This is a genomic window from Hominiventricola aquisgranensis (assembly GCF_040096225.1).
GTDB lineage: Bacteria > Bacillota > Clostridia > Lachnospirales > Lachnospiraceae > Hominiventricola > Hominiventricola aquisgranensis.
The window spans coordinates 135558-153046 of record NZ_JBBMFC010000003.1 but is presented as its reverse complement, the minus strand read 5'-3'; the positions used below and the strand labels follow the sequence as shown (position 1 = coordinate 153046).

General features: G+C 46.9%; 18 protein-coding genes. 1 reads left to right on the top strand and 17 read right to left on the bottom strand.

Features of this window, described 5'->3' with window-relative positions:
* The 13 genes from WMO62_RS02700 to gap all read right to left on the bottom strand — a co-directional run bounded on the left by WMO62_RS02700 (position 1) and on the right by gap (position 13151).
* Positions 1–1143 carry a 1-deoxy-D-xylulose-5-phosphate reductoisomerase gene (locus WMO62_RS02700; protein ID WP_118509877.1) on the bottom strand — a complete coding sequence of 381 codons (1143 nt, stop codon included), beginning with the start codon at positions 1141–1143 and terminating at the stop codon, positions 1–3.
* Positions 1144–1201: 58 nt separating this feature from the next.
* A complete protein-coding gene (locus WMO62_RS02695) occupies positions 1202–2011 on the bottom strand; it encodes a phosphatidate cytidylyltransferase (RefSeq protein ID WP_349143720.1) in 810 nt (269 codons plus the stop codon).
* Complete coding sequence (gene uppS / locus WMO62_RS02690; RefSeq protein WP_117497216.1) at positions 2008–2703, bottom strand: undecaprenyl pyrophosphate synthase; 696 nt, start codon at positions 2701–2703, stop codon at positions 2008–2010. The genes WMO62_RS02695 and uppS overlap by 4 nt, the downstream gene beginning before the upstream one ends.
* A 114-nt stretch (positions 2704–2817) precedes the next feature.
* A complete protein-coding gene (frr, locus tag WMO62_RS02685) occupies positions 2818–3372 on the bottom strand; it encodes a ribosome recycling factor (RefSeq protein WP_118596055.1) in 555 nt (184 codons plus the stop codon).
* 14 nt (positions 3373–3386) lie between these two features.
* Positions 3387–4082, bottom strand: coding sequence for a UMP kinase (gene pyrH, locus WMO62_RS02680; protein ID WP_117497219.1), 696 nt, complete (start codon positions 4080–4082; stop codon positions 3387–3389).
* Between the two features lie 127 nt (positions 4083–4209).
* Entirely contained in the window at positions 4210–4656 is a 447-nt protein-coding gene (dtd, locus tag WMO62_RS02675; protein ID WP_117497221.1) for a D-aminoacyl-tRNA deacylase, read from the bottom strand.
* Positions 4657–4681: 25 nt separating this feature from the next.
* Positions 4682–5269, bottom strand: coding sequence for a Maf family protein (locus tag WMO62_RS02670; RefSeq protein WP_117497222.1), 588 nt, complete (start codon positions 5267–5269; stop codon positions 4682–4684).
* A gap of 81 nt (positions 5270–5350) precedes the next feature.
* Positions 5351–6676, bottom strand: a complete 1326-nt coding sequence (gene eno / locus WMO62_RS02665; protein WP_349143718.1) for a phosphopyruvate hydratase — start codon at positions 6674–6676, stop codon at positions 5351–5353.
* A gap of 54 nt (positions 6677–6730) precedes the next feature.
* Positions 6731–8071, bottom strand: a complete 1341-nt coding sequence (locus tag WMO62_RS02660; RefSeq protein ID WP_349143717.1) for an SH3 domain-containing protein — start codon at positions 8069–8071, stop codon at positions 6731–6733.
* Positions 8072–8080: 9 nt separating this feature from the next.
* Complete coding sequence (gpmI, locus tag WMO62_RS02655) at positions 8081–9619, bottom strand: 2,3-bisphosphoglycerate-independent phosphoglycerate mutase (protein WP_349143716.1); 1539 nt, start codon at positions 9617–9619, stop codon at positions 8081–8083.
* Between the two features lie 245 nt (positions 9620–9864).
* The gene (gene tpiA, locus WMO62_RS02650; protein ID WP_117497228.1) at positions 9865–10614 is read right to left on the bottom strand and encodes a triose-phosphate isomerase; all 750 of its coding nucleotides are present in this window, start codon (positions 10612–10614) and stop codon (positions 9865–9867) included.
* A 73-nt stretch (positions 10615–10687) separates the two neighbouring features.
* Positions 10688–11911, bottom strand: a complete 1224-nt coding sequence (locus WMO62_RS02645) for a phosphoglycerate kinase (RefSeq protein ID WP_117497231.1) — start codon at positions 11909–11911, stop codon at positions 10688–10690.
* A 226-nt stretch (positions 11912–12137) separates the two neighbouring features.
* Positions 12138–13151 (bottom strand): type I glyceraldehyde-3-phosphate dehydrogenase, encoded by a 1014-nt coding sequence (gene gap, locus WMO62_RS02640; protein WP_117497233.1) that lies wholly within the window; start codon positions 13149–13151, stop codon positions 12138–12140.
* 218 nt (positions 13152–13369) lie between these two features.
* Here gap and WMO62_RS02635 point away from each other — a divergent pair, with 218 nt between their 5' ends.
* Entirely contained in the window at positions 13370–14176 is an 807-nt protein-coding gene (locus tag WMO62_RS02635) for a histidinol-phosphatase HisJ family protein (RefSeq protein ID WP_349143715.1), read from the top strand.
* A 104-nt stretch (positions 14177–14280) separates the two neighbouring features.
* Here WMO62_RS02635 and mnmA read toward each other — a convergent pair whose 3' ends face one another.
* Genes mnmA through WMO62_RS02615 form a run of 4 tightly spaced genes read right to left on the bottom strand, consistent with a single transcriptional unit; the run spans position 14281 to position 17486 of the window.
* Positions 14281–15354: a tRNA 2-thiouridine(34) synthase MnmA gene (gene mnmA / locus WMO62_RS02630; RefSeq protein ID WP_118439178.1), complete on the bottom strand. Its 1074-nt coding sequence runs from the start codon at positions 15352–15354 to the stop codon at positions 14281–14283.
* A gap of 1 nt (position 15355) precedes the next feature.
* A complete protein-coding gene (nifU, locus tag WMO62_RS02625; RefSeq protein WP_117497237.1) occupies positions 15356–15793 on the bottom strand; it encodes a Fe-S cluster assembly scaffold protein NifU in 438 nt (145 codons plus the stop codon).
* A 34-nt stretch (positions 15794–15827) separates the two neighbouring features.
* Positions 15828–17015: a cysteine desulfurase NifS gene (gene nifS, locus WMO62_RS02620; protein WP_349143714.1), complete on the bottom strand. Its 1188-nt coding sequence runs from the start codon at positions 17013–17015 to the stop codon at positions 15828–15830.
* A 6-nt stretch (positions 17016–17021) separates the two neighbouring features.
* Complete coding sequence (locus WMO62_RS02615) at positions 17022–17486, bottom strand: RrF2 family transcriptional regulator (RefSeq protein ID WP_349143735.1); 465 nt, start codon at positions 17484–17486, stop codon at positions 17022–17024.
* Between the last annotated feature and the right edge of the window lie 3 nt (positions 17487–17489).

Sequence of the window (17489 nt, the reverse complement as noted above, 5' to 3'; positions counted from 1 at the left end):
CTACCACCTGCTCTCAATCATGTCATAGGTTGCAGCCTCTGTCTGAAGGATCTGCTCCACAGTCGGAGCTTCCACAACCTTGTGGGCAGCCATACACTCACTGATAATCTCAGGAATATCGAGAAAACCGATCTTCCGATCCAGGAATTTGGCTACTGCCCGCTCATTGGCCGCATTATAGACCGTCGGCATGGAGCCGCCTGCAGCTGCCGCATCAAATGCCAGCTTCAGTCCCGGGAAATTCTCCATATCCGGTTTTTCAAAAGTAATCTGGTTCAATGACCAGAAGTCCAGCCGGTCTCCCGGCAGATACTTGCGATCCGGATAATACAGGGCATACTGGATCGGCAGCTTCATATCCGGTGTGCCAAGCTGCGCAATCACTGCACCATCTACAAACTCCACCATAGAATGAATGATGCTCTTAGGCTGTACCACGATCTGAATATCTTTTGGTTCCACGCCGAAGAGCCAACGTGCCTCCATCATCTCCAGTCCTTTGTTGACCAGCGTTGCAGAGTCAATGGTAATCTTTCTTCCCATGGACCAGTTCGGATGCTTCAAGGCATCCTCCACCTGTACATGTTTCAGTTCTTCCTTTTTCTTTCCGCGGAACGGGCCACCGGAAGCTGTCAGAAGAATCTTCTTCAACTGACTTCTGTGCTCTCCGTTCAGACACTGGAAAATCGCACTGTGCTCACTGTCCACCGGAAGGATCTGTACGTTGCACTCCTTCGCCAGCGGAATAATAATATGACCTGCCGTTACCAGTGTTTCTTTATTGGCAAGCGCAATATCCTTTCCAGCTTTCATAGCTGCGATAGTCGGACGAATGCCGATCATACCTACGATTGCCGTCACCAGGATCTCTGAAGACGGTTCTGTCGCCACCTCCAGAAGTCCATCCATGCCACAGACCACCTTCACATCCAGATCTTTTACTCTGTCTTTTAATTCCTTTGCCTTTTCTTCTTTCCATACAGCTACCAGTCCCGGATGGAACTCGCGGATCTGCTTTTCCAGCAGTTCAATATTATTTCCCGCCGCCAGTGCTGTGATCTGAAGATCACCATTTTCTCTTGCCACTTCCAATGTCTGTGTGCCAATGGAACCAGTAGAGCCTAAGATTGCTATCTTCTTCATCTGCTGTTCTCCTGTTCTCCTGCAGTCGCTTCTGACTGCCTTATTTATTCCCGACCGATCATCCAAGCATCCTTAATGCAAGTACATAGATCATGGGAGCTGTAACGATCACGCTGTCAAACCGGTCCAGGATCCCTCCATGTCCTGGAATCAGCGTACCATAATCCTTAATGCCATGTTGTCTCTTCACCGCTGATGCCGCCAGATCTCCAATCTGGGAAGCCGCTGCGCCCACTGCGCAGATCAGGGCAAAGGTTGCCGTATACTTACCCAGCAACGCTCCATACGCCGCTCCAAGCAATGCCGCACCTACAACGCCCCCGATGGCTCCTTCAATGGATTTCTTCGGACTTAATACCGGTGCCAGCTTATGCTTTCCGATCAGTACACCTGTACAGTATGCGCAGGTGTCGCAGCCCCATGCACTTAAGAAGATCAGCCAGACCAGTTGAAATCCATCTTCCAGCATCCGGGTCTGATAGATAAAACTCAGCATGACCGGCACATAGAAGATGCCGAAAAATGCTGCCATGATCTGCTGGGTATTGTATTTAGGATAGGAAATCACATATTCCAGCATGATCAGCATAAATGCCGCAACCAGTGTAAGCCACAGATTTTCTTTCCATGCCGGATCACCACCACAGACAACAAAGCTGATGAACGACCACAGTCCCGCACCAATCATGCCGATCCACCAGAGAGTATCCCCCCTGGGAATCTCCAGCACTCGATAGAATTCATGAAGGCCAATAAAACCCGCCAGTGTTACTGCGATCCAAAGCGGCCAGCTGCCAAATGCACAGGTCACGCCAATGATTACCAGCAACAAAATACCACTGGTCAGTCTGGTTAAAAATGCTTTCATTCTTCTTTCACTCCCCCATACCGACGGTCACGGCCATTGTATTTTTCAATCGCTTTTTCAAGCTCCGCCTTATTAAAATCCGGCCACGGTACATCAGTAAAATAAAACTCTGTATAAGCAAGCTGCCACATCAGATAATTGGATAATCTAAGTTCTCCGCTGGTACGGATCAGAAGATCCGGATCCGGGATTCCTGCTGTATCCAGATGATCACTGATCACCTGCTCTGTAATATCCTCCGGTGCAATTCCTTCTGCCACGATCTTTTTCACTGCACGACAGATCTCATCCCGACTTCCATAATTAATGGCAATCGTAAAGTTCAGTCCGTCCTGATCCTTAGACTCTTCCTCCAGCTTTGCAATGCTTGCCTGGATATCCTCTGCCAGTCCGCTCTTATCTCCGATCACACGCACGCGCATATGATTTTTCTTCGCTGTCTTGACACAGGTCTTCATATAATTGCGCAGCAATGTCATCAATGCATCCACTTCATCCTTGCTACGCTTCCAGTTCTCCGTGGAAAATGCATAGACTGTAAGATATTTGATACCCATATAATATGCATCTTCACAGATTTTCTCCACATTTTTTGCTCCCTGTACATGTCCATAATTGCGGGGCATGCCTTTTGCTTTGGCCCAGCGGCCGTTTCCATCCAGAATGATCGCCACATGCTGCGGAATATTCATACCGGTTTCCTCCAAATTTTCTCTAAAACGTGTTTTAGGCTGCTGTCGGACAAGAAGACCCGTGATTCACAGCTCTCCTCATGTTACCCAACAGCAGCCTCCCTCATTGCATGCCTATACGGTCATGATCTCTTTTGTTTTCTCTTCTACAGCTTTATCAATGTCGCTGATGTATTTATCAGTCATCTTCTGTGCCTGACTTTCCAGATCCTTCTGATCATCCTCCGTTAGCTCATTGTTCTTGTTCATCTTCTTGAATGCTTCGTTTGCGTCACGACGGATATTGCGGATCGCAACCTTTGCCTCGTCGCCTTTTTTCTTCACATCTTTGGCAAGTGCTTTTCTGCGCTCCTCAGTGAGCTCCGGGAAGATCAGGCGGATAGACGTACCATCGTTGGTCGGGTTGATACCAAGATCAGAAGTCATGATCGCCTTCTCGATCTCACGGATCAGCTTTTTCTCCCACGGCTGGATCTGAATGATTCTTGCCTCCGGTACAGAAATATTTCCTACCTGCTGAAGCGGAGTCGGGGTTCCATAATAATCAACTTTGATCTTGTCCAGCACATGCGGATTGGCACGTCCTGCACGAATTGCTGCATAATCTCTCAGCAGCGCATCAAATGATTTTGTCATCTTGCTGTCATATACTTTTAATCTCTCATCCATCTATATATCCTCCCTTATACGGTCACTTTTGTTCCGGAAAATTTTCCTTTTAATGTATTAACGATACTGTTTTCTTCATTCAATCCAAATACCATCATCGGCATCTTGTTCTCCATGCACATGATAGATGCTGTCAGATCCATCACGCCCAGCTTCTGATCGATCACCTGCTGAATCGGGATCTCATCATATTTCTTTGCTTCCGGATTCACCTTCGGATCGCTGTCATAGACACCGTCCACTGCCTTAGCCAGCAGAATCACATCTGCCTCGATCTCCACTGCCCGAAGAGTTGTGGTGGTATCGGTGGAGAAATACGGATGTCCGGTTCCGCCTGCGAAGAAGGTCACTACCCCTTTCTCCAGGCACTCAACAGCTGCATCCTTGGTAAACATCTCAGCCATCGGTCCCATGGTAAACGGAGTAAATACCTTGGTCTTCATTCCCACGCTGCGGAAAATCTCAGACACATAGATACAGTTCATCACAGTTGCCAGCATACCGATCTGGTCAGATTTTGTACGGTCAATATTGTTGCTGGTACGACCTCTCCAGAAATTGCCTCCTCCGATCACAATAGCTACCTGAACACCGCTGTCACACACCTGCTTTACCTGTTCTGCAACCTGAAGGCAGGTTGCCTCATCAAATCCGGTATGCTTCTCACCGGCCAGAGCTTCTCCACTCAGTTTCAAAAGTACACGTTTCATATCGCACCTCAATTTTTTCTCGCAGCACGCAGTATCCCCACATGCCTCATATCTGTCGTTATTCTACCATAACACCAGAAGATTTTCAACTGATACGTCAGTCGTCGGAACGGATTCCAGTCACTTCTTACAGTTGGTCTGAATCCAGCAGAATCGTGAATGGACCATCATTTAACAGTTCTACCTTCATATCCGCGCCAAATTCCCCTTTTTCCACCACCGGTACCTGCTCTTTGCATTTTGCAATGATGTACTCATACATTTCGTTGGCCATATCCGGCTTTCCTGCCTCAATAAAGCTCGGACGGTTACCATGACGGCAGTTTGCATAGAGAGTAAATTGTGAGATCAGCAGAAGTTCACCTTCCACCGTATGTATATCCAGATTCGTCTTGCCGTTCTCATCCTCAAAAATGCGAAGTCCCAGCAGCTTTTTTACCATTTTATCAGCAATCTCTCTCGTGTCTGTATCCGCTACACCGATCAGCACCATAAATCCATTTCCGATCTTTCCGATCACCTGACTATCTACCGTGACAGATGCATGTGTCACTCTCTGTACTACAAATCTCATATTTCTGACTCCTGTCTCTTATCTTCTATAGGGTTCGCAGATCCACATCTGCAATGGCCTTTACTTCCTGATACAGTCTTCCCACCGGCAGACCAACCACATTGTTGTAATCACCTTCGATTCCGGATACATATGCGGCAAAGAGCCCCTGGATGCCATATGCCCCGGCTTTATCCATGGGTTCTTTGCTTGCTACATACGCTTGGATCTCCTCCTCTGTCATAGGAAACACATGCACACGGGTAGTCTCTGCAAAATTGATGGTGGTCTCCACCTCTCCTTTTTTCAGGATCACAGCCACACCGGTCAGCACCTCATGATCCCGTCCCTGAATGCGGTGGATCATCCGAACCGCATCTTCCGGATCCTTTGGTTTTCCCATGATCTCGCCGTCTACAGCGACCACAGTATCCGCTCCGATCACCACATCTGCATCCACGCGGCCCGCAACCTCCTGCGCTTTCTGCATGGCAAGCTCCTTGACCGCTTCCTCCGGATCATCCGTCGTTATCTTTTCTTCACCTTCCGCCTTCACCACTTCAAAGGAGATGCCGATCTGTGTCAGCAGTTCTCTTCTTCTTGGCGATCCGGAAGCCAATATGATCTTCTTCATTTGTTTTCTCCCGTCCATAAACTGGTTTTTAAGCGCCAGTCAGTTCTGCATTATCATATCATCTATGCCGGTTTCTGTAAATCATGAACTTTGCTCCCGCCCGTCATCAACAGCAAAAGGATTCCGAAAAGATGCCAGCTCTCCTAATTCTTCCTGTATCCGCAGCAACTGATTATATTTTGCCGTCCGCTCCGCCCGGCATGGCGCACCGGTCTTAATCTGTCCGGATCCGCAGGCTACTGCCAGATCTGCGATCATATCCTCTGAAGTCTCACCGCTGCGATGAGATATAATGGTGCGATATCCGGCCTTGTGAGCCATATGGATCGCATCAAAAGCTTCCGTCAGCGTTCCGATCTGATTGAGTTTGATCAGAACCGCATTGGCCGTCTGAAGCTTGATCCCACAGCTGATCCGCCTGGTGTTCGTTACAAACAGATCATCTCCTACCAGCTGAATATTCTGACCCAGACGACAGGTAAGCTTCTGCCAGCCTTCCCAGTCATTTTCCGCCAATCCATCTTCAATTGATACCAGTGGAAATTCTGCCGTCAACGATTCATAGTAATCGATCATCTCATTTGTACTCCGACTGATCTGACAGCCTTCCTGGCTTCCTTCTCCTGGAAAATCATAACAGCCAGTCCGTTCATTTAACAACTCGCTGGCTGCTGCATCCATGGCAAACACCACATCTTTTCCCGGATCGTATCCCGCCAGTTCTACTGCCTTCATCAGATATTCCAACGCTTCCCTTGCGTTTTTCAGATCCGGTGCAAATCCGCCTTCGTCACCAACTGCGCTGACCATCTGATCTTTGTTGAGAATCAGTTTTAACTTGTGGTACACCTCTGTTCCCATACGAATGGATTCCTTAAAATTCTCTGCACCTACAGGAAGGATCATAAATTCCTGAAAGTCCAATGAATTCTTCGAATGACGGCCTCCATTCAATATATTCATCATAGGAACCGGCATGCTGTCTGTCCGAATACCACCCAGATACTGATACAGAGGAAGTCCCAGTGCCTTTGCAGAAGCTTTGGCAACCGCCATAGAGACCGGCAGGATCGCATTGGCACCCAGGTTAGACTTATTTTCCGTACCATCCGCATCAATGAGCAGATGGTCAATATATCCCTGACTCAACGCATTTTCCCCCAGCAGAGCATTGGCGATCTTTGTGTTTACATTGGAGACTGCCTTTTCTACTCCCAATCCCAGGTAACGTTCCTGTCCATCCCGCAGTTCCACCGCCTCATACTGCCCTGTAGATGCTCCTGACGGAACGGATGCCCTTGCCTCATAGACACCATCCAGCACCACCTCCACCTCCACAGTAGGGTTTCCCCTGGAGTCCAGGATCTCTCTTGCGTAAATATAGGTGATTGGCAGATATCGATTCATAAAAAAAGAACCTCCTATACTATTTTTTCATAGTATAGGCAGGTTCCTTTCTTTCTATTCGGCAGCTACCAGATACTCGCTCTTCACGTAGCCTTCCTCATTATTCTTGCTGGTGCATCGAATCTGTACCCATTCCTGAGATGCATCACCAAGAACTTCTACCGTATCTCCATTTGCCAGACTGGTTACGACAGAGCTGGTGGTATTAGCTTCACTCCTTACATTCAAAGAGCTTGCATTGACCTTCATAGTCACAGTCTGCGGCTCTTCCGGTTCTGCTTCTTCCTCTTCCGGAGCAGCCTCTTCAGTCTCCTCTGTCTCCTCAGCATCCGTTTCCTCAGCAGGCTCTGCATCATCAGCAGTATCTCCATCACCCTTGATCACCAGATCTGCAGCTGCATCTTCACCTTCCTGCTGTTCTTCTGTCTGAGACGATGTCGCGCTGTCACTCTTGTTTCTTCCCATGAACCACATGGCACCAAGTCCGATCACAACGCAAAGAATCACTGCAACAACTGCTCCAATAATGATCATCTTACGGCCATCATCTTCCAGATCCCAGTCATAACGATCCTCATCGTCTTCGTCATCCTCGTCATCATATTCTTCATCATCGTCATCGTATTCCTCATCCTCATTGTCTTCATCGGAATACTCTTCTTCGTCCTCATCATCCTCTTCTTCAATGACAGGCTCTGCTTTTTTCTTCTTCGGCTTTTCTTCTGTCAGATCTACATCTGCCACAAAATACTCAAAGTTGTCTTCTTTCTTCGGCTGTTCTTTCACGCCTGCAGCAGCAGATGCCTTCTCATAGGCCACATCCACCCAGTCAGCAGCTACCGTCCCAAGGATCTGACGGTCTGCGCCTGCCAGAATCGTCTTCCAGCCTGCCAGCCATACAGCATTCTCCTGCGGCTGTCCCTGTGTAAGGGTCGGAAGAATCTTCTCCAGCTTCTCAAGCTCGCCTTCAATCTTCTCCGATGCCAGACCAAGCACTGCGCTGATCTGTTCTGCGCTGAAGTCATCCTCATAAGCCATCACCAGCATCACACGATGAAGCAGCGGAAGTGCCGCCAGGATCTGTGCCAGATTCTGTGCTTTACCCGGAGCCTCTTTATGCTGAATGCTTAAAAGCTTCTGATATTCGCGGCGGATCTTCTTATAATACTGCTGCCAGAACCAGAGATTCTGATCCTCTGCTTTCAGTGCTTCGCCGATTTCTTTTAATACACCTGCATAAAAATCTTCCACCAGACTCAGTGCCTGTTTTTCTTCCTGTGTGATCAGAAAACTCTTGCAGTATACCTCTTCATAAGTTGCATCGTATATTTTTCTATATGCCCCGTCAGCACCTTTTTTCAGATCTTCCAGAGCACGTTTCATCTCCAGTACCATAAGCCACTCCTATTTTACAAGCAGAGATTTTCCGGTCATCTCAGCAGGCTGCTCCATTCCCATCAGTTCCAGCAGAGTCGGTACGATGTCTGCCAGGCATCCGCCTTCTCTCAGCGTATATTTCGAATCCGCATTTACAAGGATGAACGGAACCGGGTTGGTGGTATGAGCAGTGAACGGTTCACCGGTCTCATAATCTTTAAGCTGCTCTGCATTTCCATGGTCAGCACAGATAAACATCTGTCCATCCACTTCCTTGAGTGCCTCTACTGCCTTGCCAACACACTCGTCAACAACCTCAATGGCTTTGATAGCTGCAGCCTCTACACCTGTATGACCTACCATATCCGGGTTTGCAAAGTTGATGATGATCACATCATATTTTTCAGAACGGATTGCCTCACACAGACGGTCGCATACTTCATATGCGCTCATCTCCGGCTTCAGATCATAAGTTGCAACTTTCGGGGATTTTACAAGGATACGATCCTCGCCCTCGTTGGGCTGCTCTACTCCTCCGTTGAAGAAGAAGGTCACATGTGCATATTTTTCTGTCTCAGCAATACGTGCCTGAGTCATGTGATGTGCTGCCAGATACTCACCAAACGTATTGTGGAGTTCTACTTTCTTGAATGCAATGATTGTATGCGGAATCGTTGCATCATACTGAGTGAAGCATACATATGTCAGATCCAGCTTCTTCTCTCTTGCAAATCCGTCAAACTCATCTGCGCAGAAAGCTCTGGTAATCTCTCTTGCACGGTCCGGACGGAAGTTGAAGAAGATAACAGAATCCTTGTCCTGAATGGTCGCGGTCGGGTGTCCGTCTTTCATAACCACGCTCGGTTTTACGAACTCATCGTATACTTCTTCCTTATAAGAATTCTCTACAGCGCAGATCGGGCAGTCAGCCGGGATGCCTTCTCCCTTGGTCAGAGCCTTGTATGCCAGCTCCACACGATCCCATCTGTTATCACGGTCCATAGCATAATAGCGACCCATAACGGTTGCCACTTCTCCAACACCGATCTCTTTCATCTTATCAACTAACTGGGCAACAAAATCTTTTCCAGATGCAGGCGGTGTATCACGTCCATCCAGGAAGCAATGTACATATACTTTGTGAAGTCCCTGCTGCTTTGCCATCTCCAGAAGTGCATACAGGTGAGTATTGTGGCTGTGAACGCCTCCGTCAGAGAGCAGTCCGTACAGATGAAGTGCGGAATCGTTCTTCTTGGCATTATCCATAGCTTCCAGAAGTGCTTCATTCTTGAAGAAATCACCATCCTGGATCTCTTTGGTGATACGGGTCAGCTCCTGGTATACGATACGGCCTGCGCCCATATTCATATGTCCAACCTCAGAGTTACCCATCTGTCCATCCGGAAGTCCTACTGCCAGTCCACTAGCATTTCCTTTTACATACGGATACTCAGCCATCAGTTTGTCCATCACCGGGGTATTCGCCTCAGCGATCGCATTGGCTTCTTTTCTGTCATTCAGTCCATAGCCATCTAAAATCATCAGCACTGTTGGTCTTTTGCTCATTTTTTCATTCTCCTTTATCTTATCTATGTATACGGCCTGTCTTCAGAACAAACCTGTAACTAGCCATATGTCATTGTACATGATGTCCGCAGAACATGCAAGCCGTCACTTGACAAATTCAGAGAATTTTCATTTCTTCTCTTAATATATTGTCTGATAAGCAGGATCTTTTCTTAAAAAGCAAATAGCCAGACGATTCCTTACTTGGAACCATCTGGCTATATACATTTCACTTATTCAGTGACTTATTTCCAGTTTACGATCTTTCCGAAATCTGGTTTCAGAGCAGCTCCTCCAACCAGTCCGCCATCGATATCCGGCTGTACGAACAGCTCCGGAGCGGTAGCAGCATTTACAGATCCGCCGTACTGGATACGGATTGCTTCTGCAGTTGCCTCATCATAGATCTCAGCAATGCACTCACGAATGCCTTTGCAAACTTCCTGTGCCTGCTCGGTAGTAGCGGTCTTGCCGGTACCGATTGCCCAGATCGGCTCGTAAGCGATAACAGCGGTCTTAGCCTGCTCAGCAGTTACTCCAAGGAAACCAACTTTTACCTGCTGACGGATGAAATCCATAGTTACGCCCTGCTCTCTCTGAGTCAAAGTCTCACCACAGCACATGATCGGAGTCAGACCATGCTCAAATGCTTTCAGCATCTTCTTGTTTACAGTCTCGCTGGTCTCTGCGAAGTACTCTCTTCTCTCAGAATGACCAAGGATTACATATTTTACTCCTACGTCAGTCAGCATGTTCGGGGAGATCTCTCCGGTGTAAGCACCTTTCTCCTCAAAGTACATGTTCTCTGCACCAACCTGGATATTGGAACCTTTAGCAGCTTCCATTACCGGAATGATGTCGATTGCCGGTACGCAGAAAACTACATCTGCATCTTCTGTTGCTACCAGCGGTTTCAGTGTGTTAACCAGCTCTACTGCCTCACTCGGAGTCATGTTCATCTTCCAGTTTCCGGCAATAATTTTCTTTCTAGCCATTTCTTATATCCTCCTGATATACTTTATAAAATATCCGTCTGCAGCTGAAACTGCCGCGGTATCTTACGAAAACTTATTTGTCATCAGCAGCCATAACACCCGGAAGCTCTTTGCCCTCCAGGAACTCAAGGGAAGCTCCGCCACCGGTGGAGATATGAGTCATCTTATCGCCGAATCCAAGAGTATTAACTGCTGCTGCGGAATCGCCGCCGCCGATGATAGTGATTGCATCGGTCTCAGCAAGTGCTTTTGCAACTGCGATGGTTCCTTTTGCAAGGATCGGGTTCTCAAATACACCCATCGGTCCGTTCCATACAACGGTCTTGGCAGATTTTACAGCATCAGCGTAAAGCTCTGCAGTCTTCGGTCCGATATCCAGTCCCATCATATCAGCCGGAATTGCTTTGCTGTCTACAACTTCTACAGCAATTTCAGCATCGATCGGATTCGGGAATGCTGCTGCAATGGTAGTATCTACCGGAAGGAGCAGTTTCTTTCCAAGCTTTTCAGCTTTCTCAAGCATCTCTTTGCAGTAATCAAGTTTTGTATCATCTACCAGAGAAGTACCAACTTCTGCGCCCTGTGCTTTCAGGAAGGTATAAGCCATTCCACCACCAATAATCAGAGTATCACATTTCTCCAGCAGGTTGGAGATAACGTTCAGCTTGTCTGCTACTTTTGCACCACCAAGGATTGCAACGAACGGACGAACCGGATTCTCTACTGCATTTCCAAGGAAGTTGATCTCTTTCTCCATCAGGTATCCAACTACATTCTGTCCGCCTTTTGCGCTGATAAATTTAGTAACACCTGCAACAGAAGCATGTGCTCTGTGAGAAGAACCAAATGCATCGCATACATAGATATCAGCCAGGTCAGCCAGCTCTTTGCTGAACTCTTCACCATTCTTGGTCTCCTCAGCACCACGGAAACGTGTATTCTGAAGAAGAACTACATCTCCATCTTTCATCTCAGAAACTGCTTTGGTAGCTGCCTCTCCGGTTACATGATAATCAGATACGAATACTACCTCTTTGCCAAGCTTCTCAGACAGACGCTTTGCAACCGGTGCCAGGGATTCTCCCTCGTTCGGACCATTCTTTACTTTTCCAAGATGGGAGCAAAGGATCACTTTTGCGCCATCACCTATCAGCTTTTTGATAGTCGGAAGTGCTGCAACGATACGGGTCTCATCAGTGATCACGCCGTCTTTCAGCGGTACGTTGAAATCGCATCTTACAAGGACACGTTTTCCTTTTGCATTGATATCATCAACTGTTTTTTTATTTAATGCCATGATAAATAACTTCCTTTCTTTCAGGATCTTTCACAAAGACGAAAAAAAGGTCCGGTCCTGAAGACCGGACCTTTTGAGGTCTTAAACAATCAGCCCGCCATGCCCCTCGATTCCACTTCGTTTCATCTCGGTGAACGGGCTATCGCCCTATAAAAGTCGCAAACTCCAGCCGCTCATGTGCAAGCACATAGCGCCTGCATTTTACGCCTTTTGCATGGCTCAATGCTTACGCAAGCTCAGCGAAGTATTTGATAGTACGAACCATCTGAGAAACGTAGGAGTTCTCATTGTCATACCAAGATACAACCTCAACCTGGGTCTTTCCATCCGGAAGCGGGGAAACCATAGTCTGGGTAGCATCGAACAGAGAACCAAATCTCATACCAACGATATCGCTGGATACGATCTCATCCTCGTTGTATCCGAAGGATTCGGTAGTAGCTGCTTTCATAGCTGCGTTGATCTCTTCTTTGGTTACAGCTTTGTCTACAACTGCGAACAGAAGAGTGGTAGATCCGGTCGGGGTCGGTACACGCTGTGCAGCACCGATCAGTTTGCCGTTCAGTTCCGGAATAACCAGACCGATTGCTTTTGCAGCACCAGTGCTGTTCGGAACGATGTTAACAGCGCCTGCACGGCTTCTTCTCAGATCGCCTTTTCTCTGCGGTCCGTCAAGGATCATCTGATCACCAGTGTAAGCATGGATGGTGCACATGATACCAGACTCGATCGGAGCCAGGTCGTTCAGAGCTTTTGCCATCGGTGCCAGGCAGTTGGTGGTACAGGAAGCTGCAGAAATAACAGTATCCTCTTTGGTCAGAGTTTTGTGGTTTACGTTGTATACGATAGTCGGCAGATCATTTCCAGCCGGAGCGGAAATAACTACTTTCTTAGCGCCTGCAGTGATGTGTGCAGAAGCTTTCTCTTTAGAGGTGTAGAATCCGGTACACTCCAGAACTACATCTACGCCGATCTCTCCCCACGGAAGCTCAGCTGCGTTAGCTTTTGCATAAATCTTAATCTCTTTTCCGTCAACGATGATAGAATCATCAGTTGCAGATACAGTGTCAGCCAGAGCATATTTACCCTGAGAAGAATCATATTTCAGCAGATGTGCAAGCATTTTCGGAGAAGTAAGGTCGTTGATTGCTACTACCTCATATCCCTCTGCGCCAAACATCTGTCTGAATGCCAGACGGCCAATACGTCCGAATCCATTGATCGCTACTTTTACTGCCATGTTTCAATTCCTCCTAAAAGTTGAATAATGATATATTTCTGATCTTTTAACTCTTGCCATGATTGTTAAAAGAACATCAACCGTTACTTATTTTAACTGCTTTGCCTGAAAATATCAATACCAAAAATCAAGATTCCACATTTTTTTACTTTACTTTCCTGCTTTTTTCTTCTATCATGGGTCAGGACAGGACTATTTTTACACAGGAGGAACAGATTTTGGCAATTATTGCTGATACACATGTACATACTTTATTCTCCGGTGATGGTTCATTTTCACCGGAAATTATGATTGAAAAAGCAATTTCACTCGGACTTTCCCATCTGTGTCTGACCGACCACATGGACTATGATTACACAGACGGCGGTATCTGCTTTGAATTTGACCCGAAAAAATATTTTGACTATATGACTCCACTGAAGGAACAATATCAGGATCGGATCGATCTGATAATCGGTGTGGAACTCGGGCTGCAGCCCTATCTGTCCAGCCGGCATCACAATCTGGTGTTTTCTCATCCCTTTGATTATGTGATCGGCTCCATCCATCTCGTCAACAGCCGTGACCCTTACTACCCTTCTTTTTTTGAAGGGCGAGAAGAGCAGACCGCTTACCGGGAATACTTTGAATGTGTCCTTCAGAATCTGAAATCATATACGAACTTTGACAGTCTTGGACATCTTGACTATGTTGTCCGATATGGTCCCACAAAAAACAAAAATTATGCATGGACACAATATCAGGAAATTCTAGATGCAATCCTTCGTATTTTGATTAAAAATGAAATTGCGTTAGAAGTCAACACGGGTGGATATAAATATGGTCTCGGCGAACCTAATCCTTGCACAGATATTCTGAAACGTTATAAAGAACTTGGCGGGAAATTGCTGACCATCGGCTCAGATGCCCATGATCCTGCGTATCTGGCCTATGAATTCTCAAGATTACGAGAGTTGCTGATCTCCTGCGGATTTTCTTCCTATTATATATTCAAGAAACGTGTACCGATGGAACTGCCGCTGTAGCCAACTATGACAGTCTGGAATGGCAGCATAAAAACTTCTATAAAAACCACAACAGCCCGGAATGACAGCAATAAATTGTGCTGCCGCTTCGGGCTGTTATTTATTTACAGAATTGTTCCACCGCCTGCCACGTAGTCTCCATCGTAAAATACAACGGCCTGACCAGGTGTCACGGCACGAACCGGCTCATCAAAGGTGCATTCCACCAGATCTTCCTCGATCTTCCGCACAGTACACATAGATCCGCTGTGGTTATAACGGATCTTTGCCAGGAAACGTGCTTCCCCTTCAATATCCGGCACGCTCATCCAGTTCAGACGATCCGCACGAAGCGTTGTACGAAAGACGGCATCTGCTTCACCGATAACCACTTCACCGGTCTCCGGACGAATCTCTGTCACAACGACAGGTCTTCCCATGGCAAGTCCAAGCCCTTTCCGCTGACCAATGGTATAATGCGTGATTCCCTTATGCTTTCCGATCACAGTTCCGTCTGTCCAGACAAAATTTCCTTCTGGAATCTTCTTTCCAGAGTTCTCCTCAATGAACTTTGCATAATCTCCATCCGGAACAAAACAGATCTCCTGGCTGTCCGGCTTATGAGCCACTGGAAGACCCAGCTCTTCTGCAAATGTGCGGATCTGATCCTTGGTGTACTCTCCCACTGGCATCAGTGTTTTTGACAGCTGTTCCTGTGTCAGATTATACAGTGCATAAGTCTGATCCTTGGCCGAAGTCGCTGATTTACGCAGCGCATAACGTCCATTGGGCAATTTCTCGATCCGGGCATAGTGACCGGTTGCAATGTAATCTGCGCCAATATCCATGCTTCTCTTCAGCAGAGACTCCCACTTCACATAACGATTACAGGCAATACAGGGATTAGGTGTATGTCCCTTTAAATATTCATCCATAAAATAATCAATGACATTTTCCTTGAAATCCTGTTTAAAATTCATGACATAGTAAGGAATCTCCAGGCGGGATGCCACTCTTCTGGCATCATCCACAGCAGAAAGTCCACAGCATCCGCCGTTTTCCTCCACCTGCTCCGGCACTTCATCCTGCCAGATCTGCATGGTCACACCCATCACGTCGTAGCCCTTCTGAAGAAGAAGCCAGGCCGCCACGGATGAATCGACTCCGCCGGACATTCCGACAACGACCTTTTTCTTCATCCTAGTATTCTTCCTCTTCTTCGCCTTCGTGAATATCTGACTTCGGTTTTTTCAGTCCTTCAATCTTAATATGATGTTTCTCTGCATAATCCCACAGTGCTGCATGGATTGCTTCCTCAGCCAGCAGAGAACAGTGTACTTTTACAGGTGGAAGTCCATCCAGTGCTTCCATAACTGCTTTATTGGTAACTTCCAGAGCTTCATAGATGCTTTTTCCTTTTACCAGCTCTGTTGCCATACTGCTGGTTGCAACTGCTGCACCGCAGCCAAAGGTCTTGAATTTTACATCACGGATGATCTGGTTGTCATCGATATCAAAGTAAATTCTCATGATATCACCGCATTTTGCATTACCGACTGTACCTACACCGCTGGCATTCTCAATCTCTCCTACGTTTCTCGGATGCTGGAAATGATCCATTACTTTATCGCTATACATATTCTAAATCCTCTTTTCTTATTAATGGCTGTAATTAATGATTCCGAATGAAATCCTCATACAGCGGAGACATACTTCTAAGTCTCTCAACGATTTTCTTAATACAATCTACTACATAGTCCACATCTTCCATGGTGGTCTCCTCGCTCAGAGTCAGACGCAAGGAACCATGTGCGATCTCATGAGGCAGTCCAATAGCCAGCAGTACGTGAGACGGATCAAGAGATCCCGATGTACAGGCTGATCCACTGGAGCCACAGATGCCATCCATATCAAGCATGATCAGCAGGGACTCACCCTCTACGAACTGGAAACTGAAGTTTGCATTGTTCGGCAAACGGTCAGTTCTGTGTCCATTCAGTCTGGTGTACGGAACTTCTGCAAGTACACGGTCAATCAGATGGTCACGGATCTTACGCTCTTTTGCAGTACGCTCTTCCATGGTATTTGCTGCACGTTCTGCTGCCACACCGTATCCTACAATACCCGGAACATTCTCTGTACCTGCACGACGTTTTCTCTCCTGAGCACCACCATGAATAAAGCTTCTGATCTTTACCCCTTTACGAATATACAGGAAGCCAATTCCTTTCGGTCCGTTCAGCTTGTGTCCACTGGAGCTTAACATATCGATATGCAGCTCATCTACATTAATAGGAAGCTGTCCATATGCCTGTACTGCGTCGGTGTGGAACAGGATACCATGCTCATGAGCAATCTCACCGATCTCTTTGATCGGCTGAATGGTACCAATCTCATTGTTTGCAAACATCACACTGATTAGAATGGTGGTCGGACGGATAGCTTTTTTCAGTTCATCCAGCTTGATCTTACCAAACTCATCTACATCCACATAAGTGATCTCAAATCCATGTTTCTCCAGCCAGTCACAAGTATGCAGGATTGCATGATGCTCGATCTTAGATGTAATAATGTGATTTCCTTTGGAACCATAAGCTTCTGCAGTTGCTTTTAATGCCCAGTTATCAGACTCACTTCCACCTGCTGTAAAATAGATTTCCTCCGGATTTGCTCCAAGAGTCTTTGCAATCTTCTCTCTTCCTGCAGTGATAGCTTCTTTGCTTTTCTGGGAAAAGCTGTAGACACTGGACGGATTTCCATACAGTTCTGTAAAATACGGAAGCATTGCCTCCACAACTTCCGGCGCAGTCTTGGTCGTCGCCGCATTATCCAGGTAAATTAATTTCTTCTCTTCACCCATGTTTCATCACTCCTTTTTCTCACAACATGATACTGGAATCTGACGTTTTTTCTGTACTTCCCGGCTTTCTGCCAGCAGATCGCTGAGCATCATTCCATCTACAGTCTGGTTAATACTGTCATTGATCCGTTTCCATACATATTTAGTCACGCATACATCGGAACCATCACAGCCGCCCTGATGTTCGATCCCCGGACACTCCACTGGATCCAGATTTCCTTCCAGTGCTCTCAGCACATCTCCTACTGAGATCTCTTCCACCGGCCGTCCCGGTACATATCCGCCTCCGGCTCCACGCACGCTTGTTACCAGATTTGCTTTACGGAGCTTCGCGATCAGTTGTTCCAGATAGCTCTCGGATATGTGCTGTCTGGCTGCAATACTTGCAATCGACACCGGAGTATTCTCCGCATATAATGCCAGATCGATCATCGCTCTGAGCCCATAACGTCCTTTTGTAGACAGCTTCATCTC

Coding starts and splice junctions, on each gene's coding strand:
- WMO62_RS02700 (WP_118509877.1), bottom strand. CDS start 1,143: ATGAAGAAGATAGCAATCTTAGGCTCTACTGGTTCCATTGGCACACAG.
- WMO62_RS02695 (WP_349143720.1), bottom strand. CDS start 2,011: ATGAAAGCATTTTTAACCAGACTGACCAGTGGTATTTTGTTGCTGGTA.
- uppS (WP_117497216.1), bottom strand. CDS start 2,703: ATGAATATTCCGCAGCATGTGGCGATCATTCTGGATGGAAACGGCCGC.
- frr (WP_118596055.1), bottom strand. CDS start 3,372: ATGGATGAGAGATTAAAAGTATATGACAGCAAGATGACAAAATCATTT.
- pyrH (WP_117497219.1), bottom strand. CDS start 4,082: ATGAAACGTGTACTTTTGAAACTGAGTGGAGAAGCTCTGGCCGGTGAG.
- dtd (WP_117497221.1), bottom strand. CDS start 4,656: ATGAGATTTGTAGTACAGAGAGTGACACATGCATCTGTCACGGTAGAT.
- WMO62_RS02670 (WP_117497222.1), bottom strand. CDS start 5,269: ATGAAGAAGATCATATTGGCTTCCGGATCGCCAAGAAGAAGAGAACTG.
- eno (WP_349143718.1), bottom strand. CDS start 6,676: ATGAATCGATATCTGCCAATCACCTATATTTACGCAAGAGAGATCCTG.
- WMO62_RS02660 (WP_349143717.1), bottom strand. CDS start 8,071: ATGGTACTGGAGATGAAACGTGCTCTGGAAGATCTGAAAAAAGGTGCT.
- gpmI (WP_349143716.1), bottom strand. CDS start 9,619: ATGAGCAAAAGACCAACAGTGCTGATGATTTTAGATGGCTATGGACTG.
- tpiA (WP_117497228.1), bottom strand. CDS start 10,614: ATGGCTAGAAAGAAAATTATTGCCGGAAACTGGAAGATGAACATGACT.
- WMO62_RS02645 (WP_117497231.1), bottom strand. CDS start 11,911: ATGGCATTAAATAAAAAAACAGTTGATGATATCAATGCAAAAGGAAAA.
- gap (WP_117497233.1), bottom strand. CDS start 13,151: ATGGCAGTAAAAGTAGCGATCAATGGATTCGGACGTATTGGCCGTCTG.
- mnmA (WP_118439178.1), bottom strand. CDS start 15,354: ATGAAGAAAAAGGTCGTTGTCGGAATGTCCGGCGGAGTCGATTCATCC.
- nifU (WP_117497237.1), bottom strand. CDS start 15,793: ATGTATAGCGATAAAGTAATGGATCATTTCCAGCATCCGAGAAACGTA.
- nifS (WP_349143714.1), bottom strand. CDS start 17,015: ATGGGTGAAGAGAAGAAATTAATTTACCTGGATAATGCGGCGACGACC.
- WMO62_RS02615 (WP_349143735.1), bottom strand. CDS start 17,486: ATGAAGCTGTCTACAAAAGGACGTTATGGGCTCAGAGCGATGATCGAT.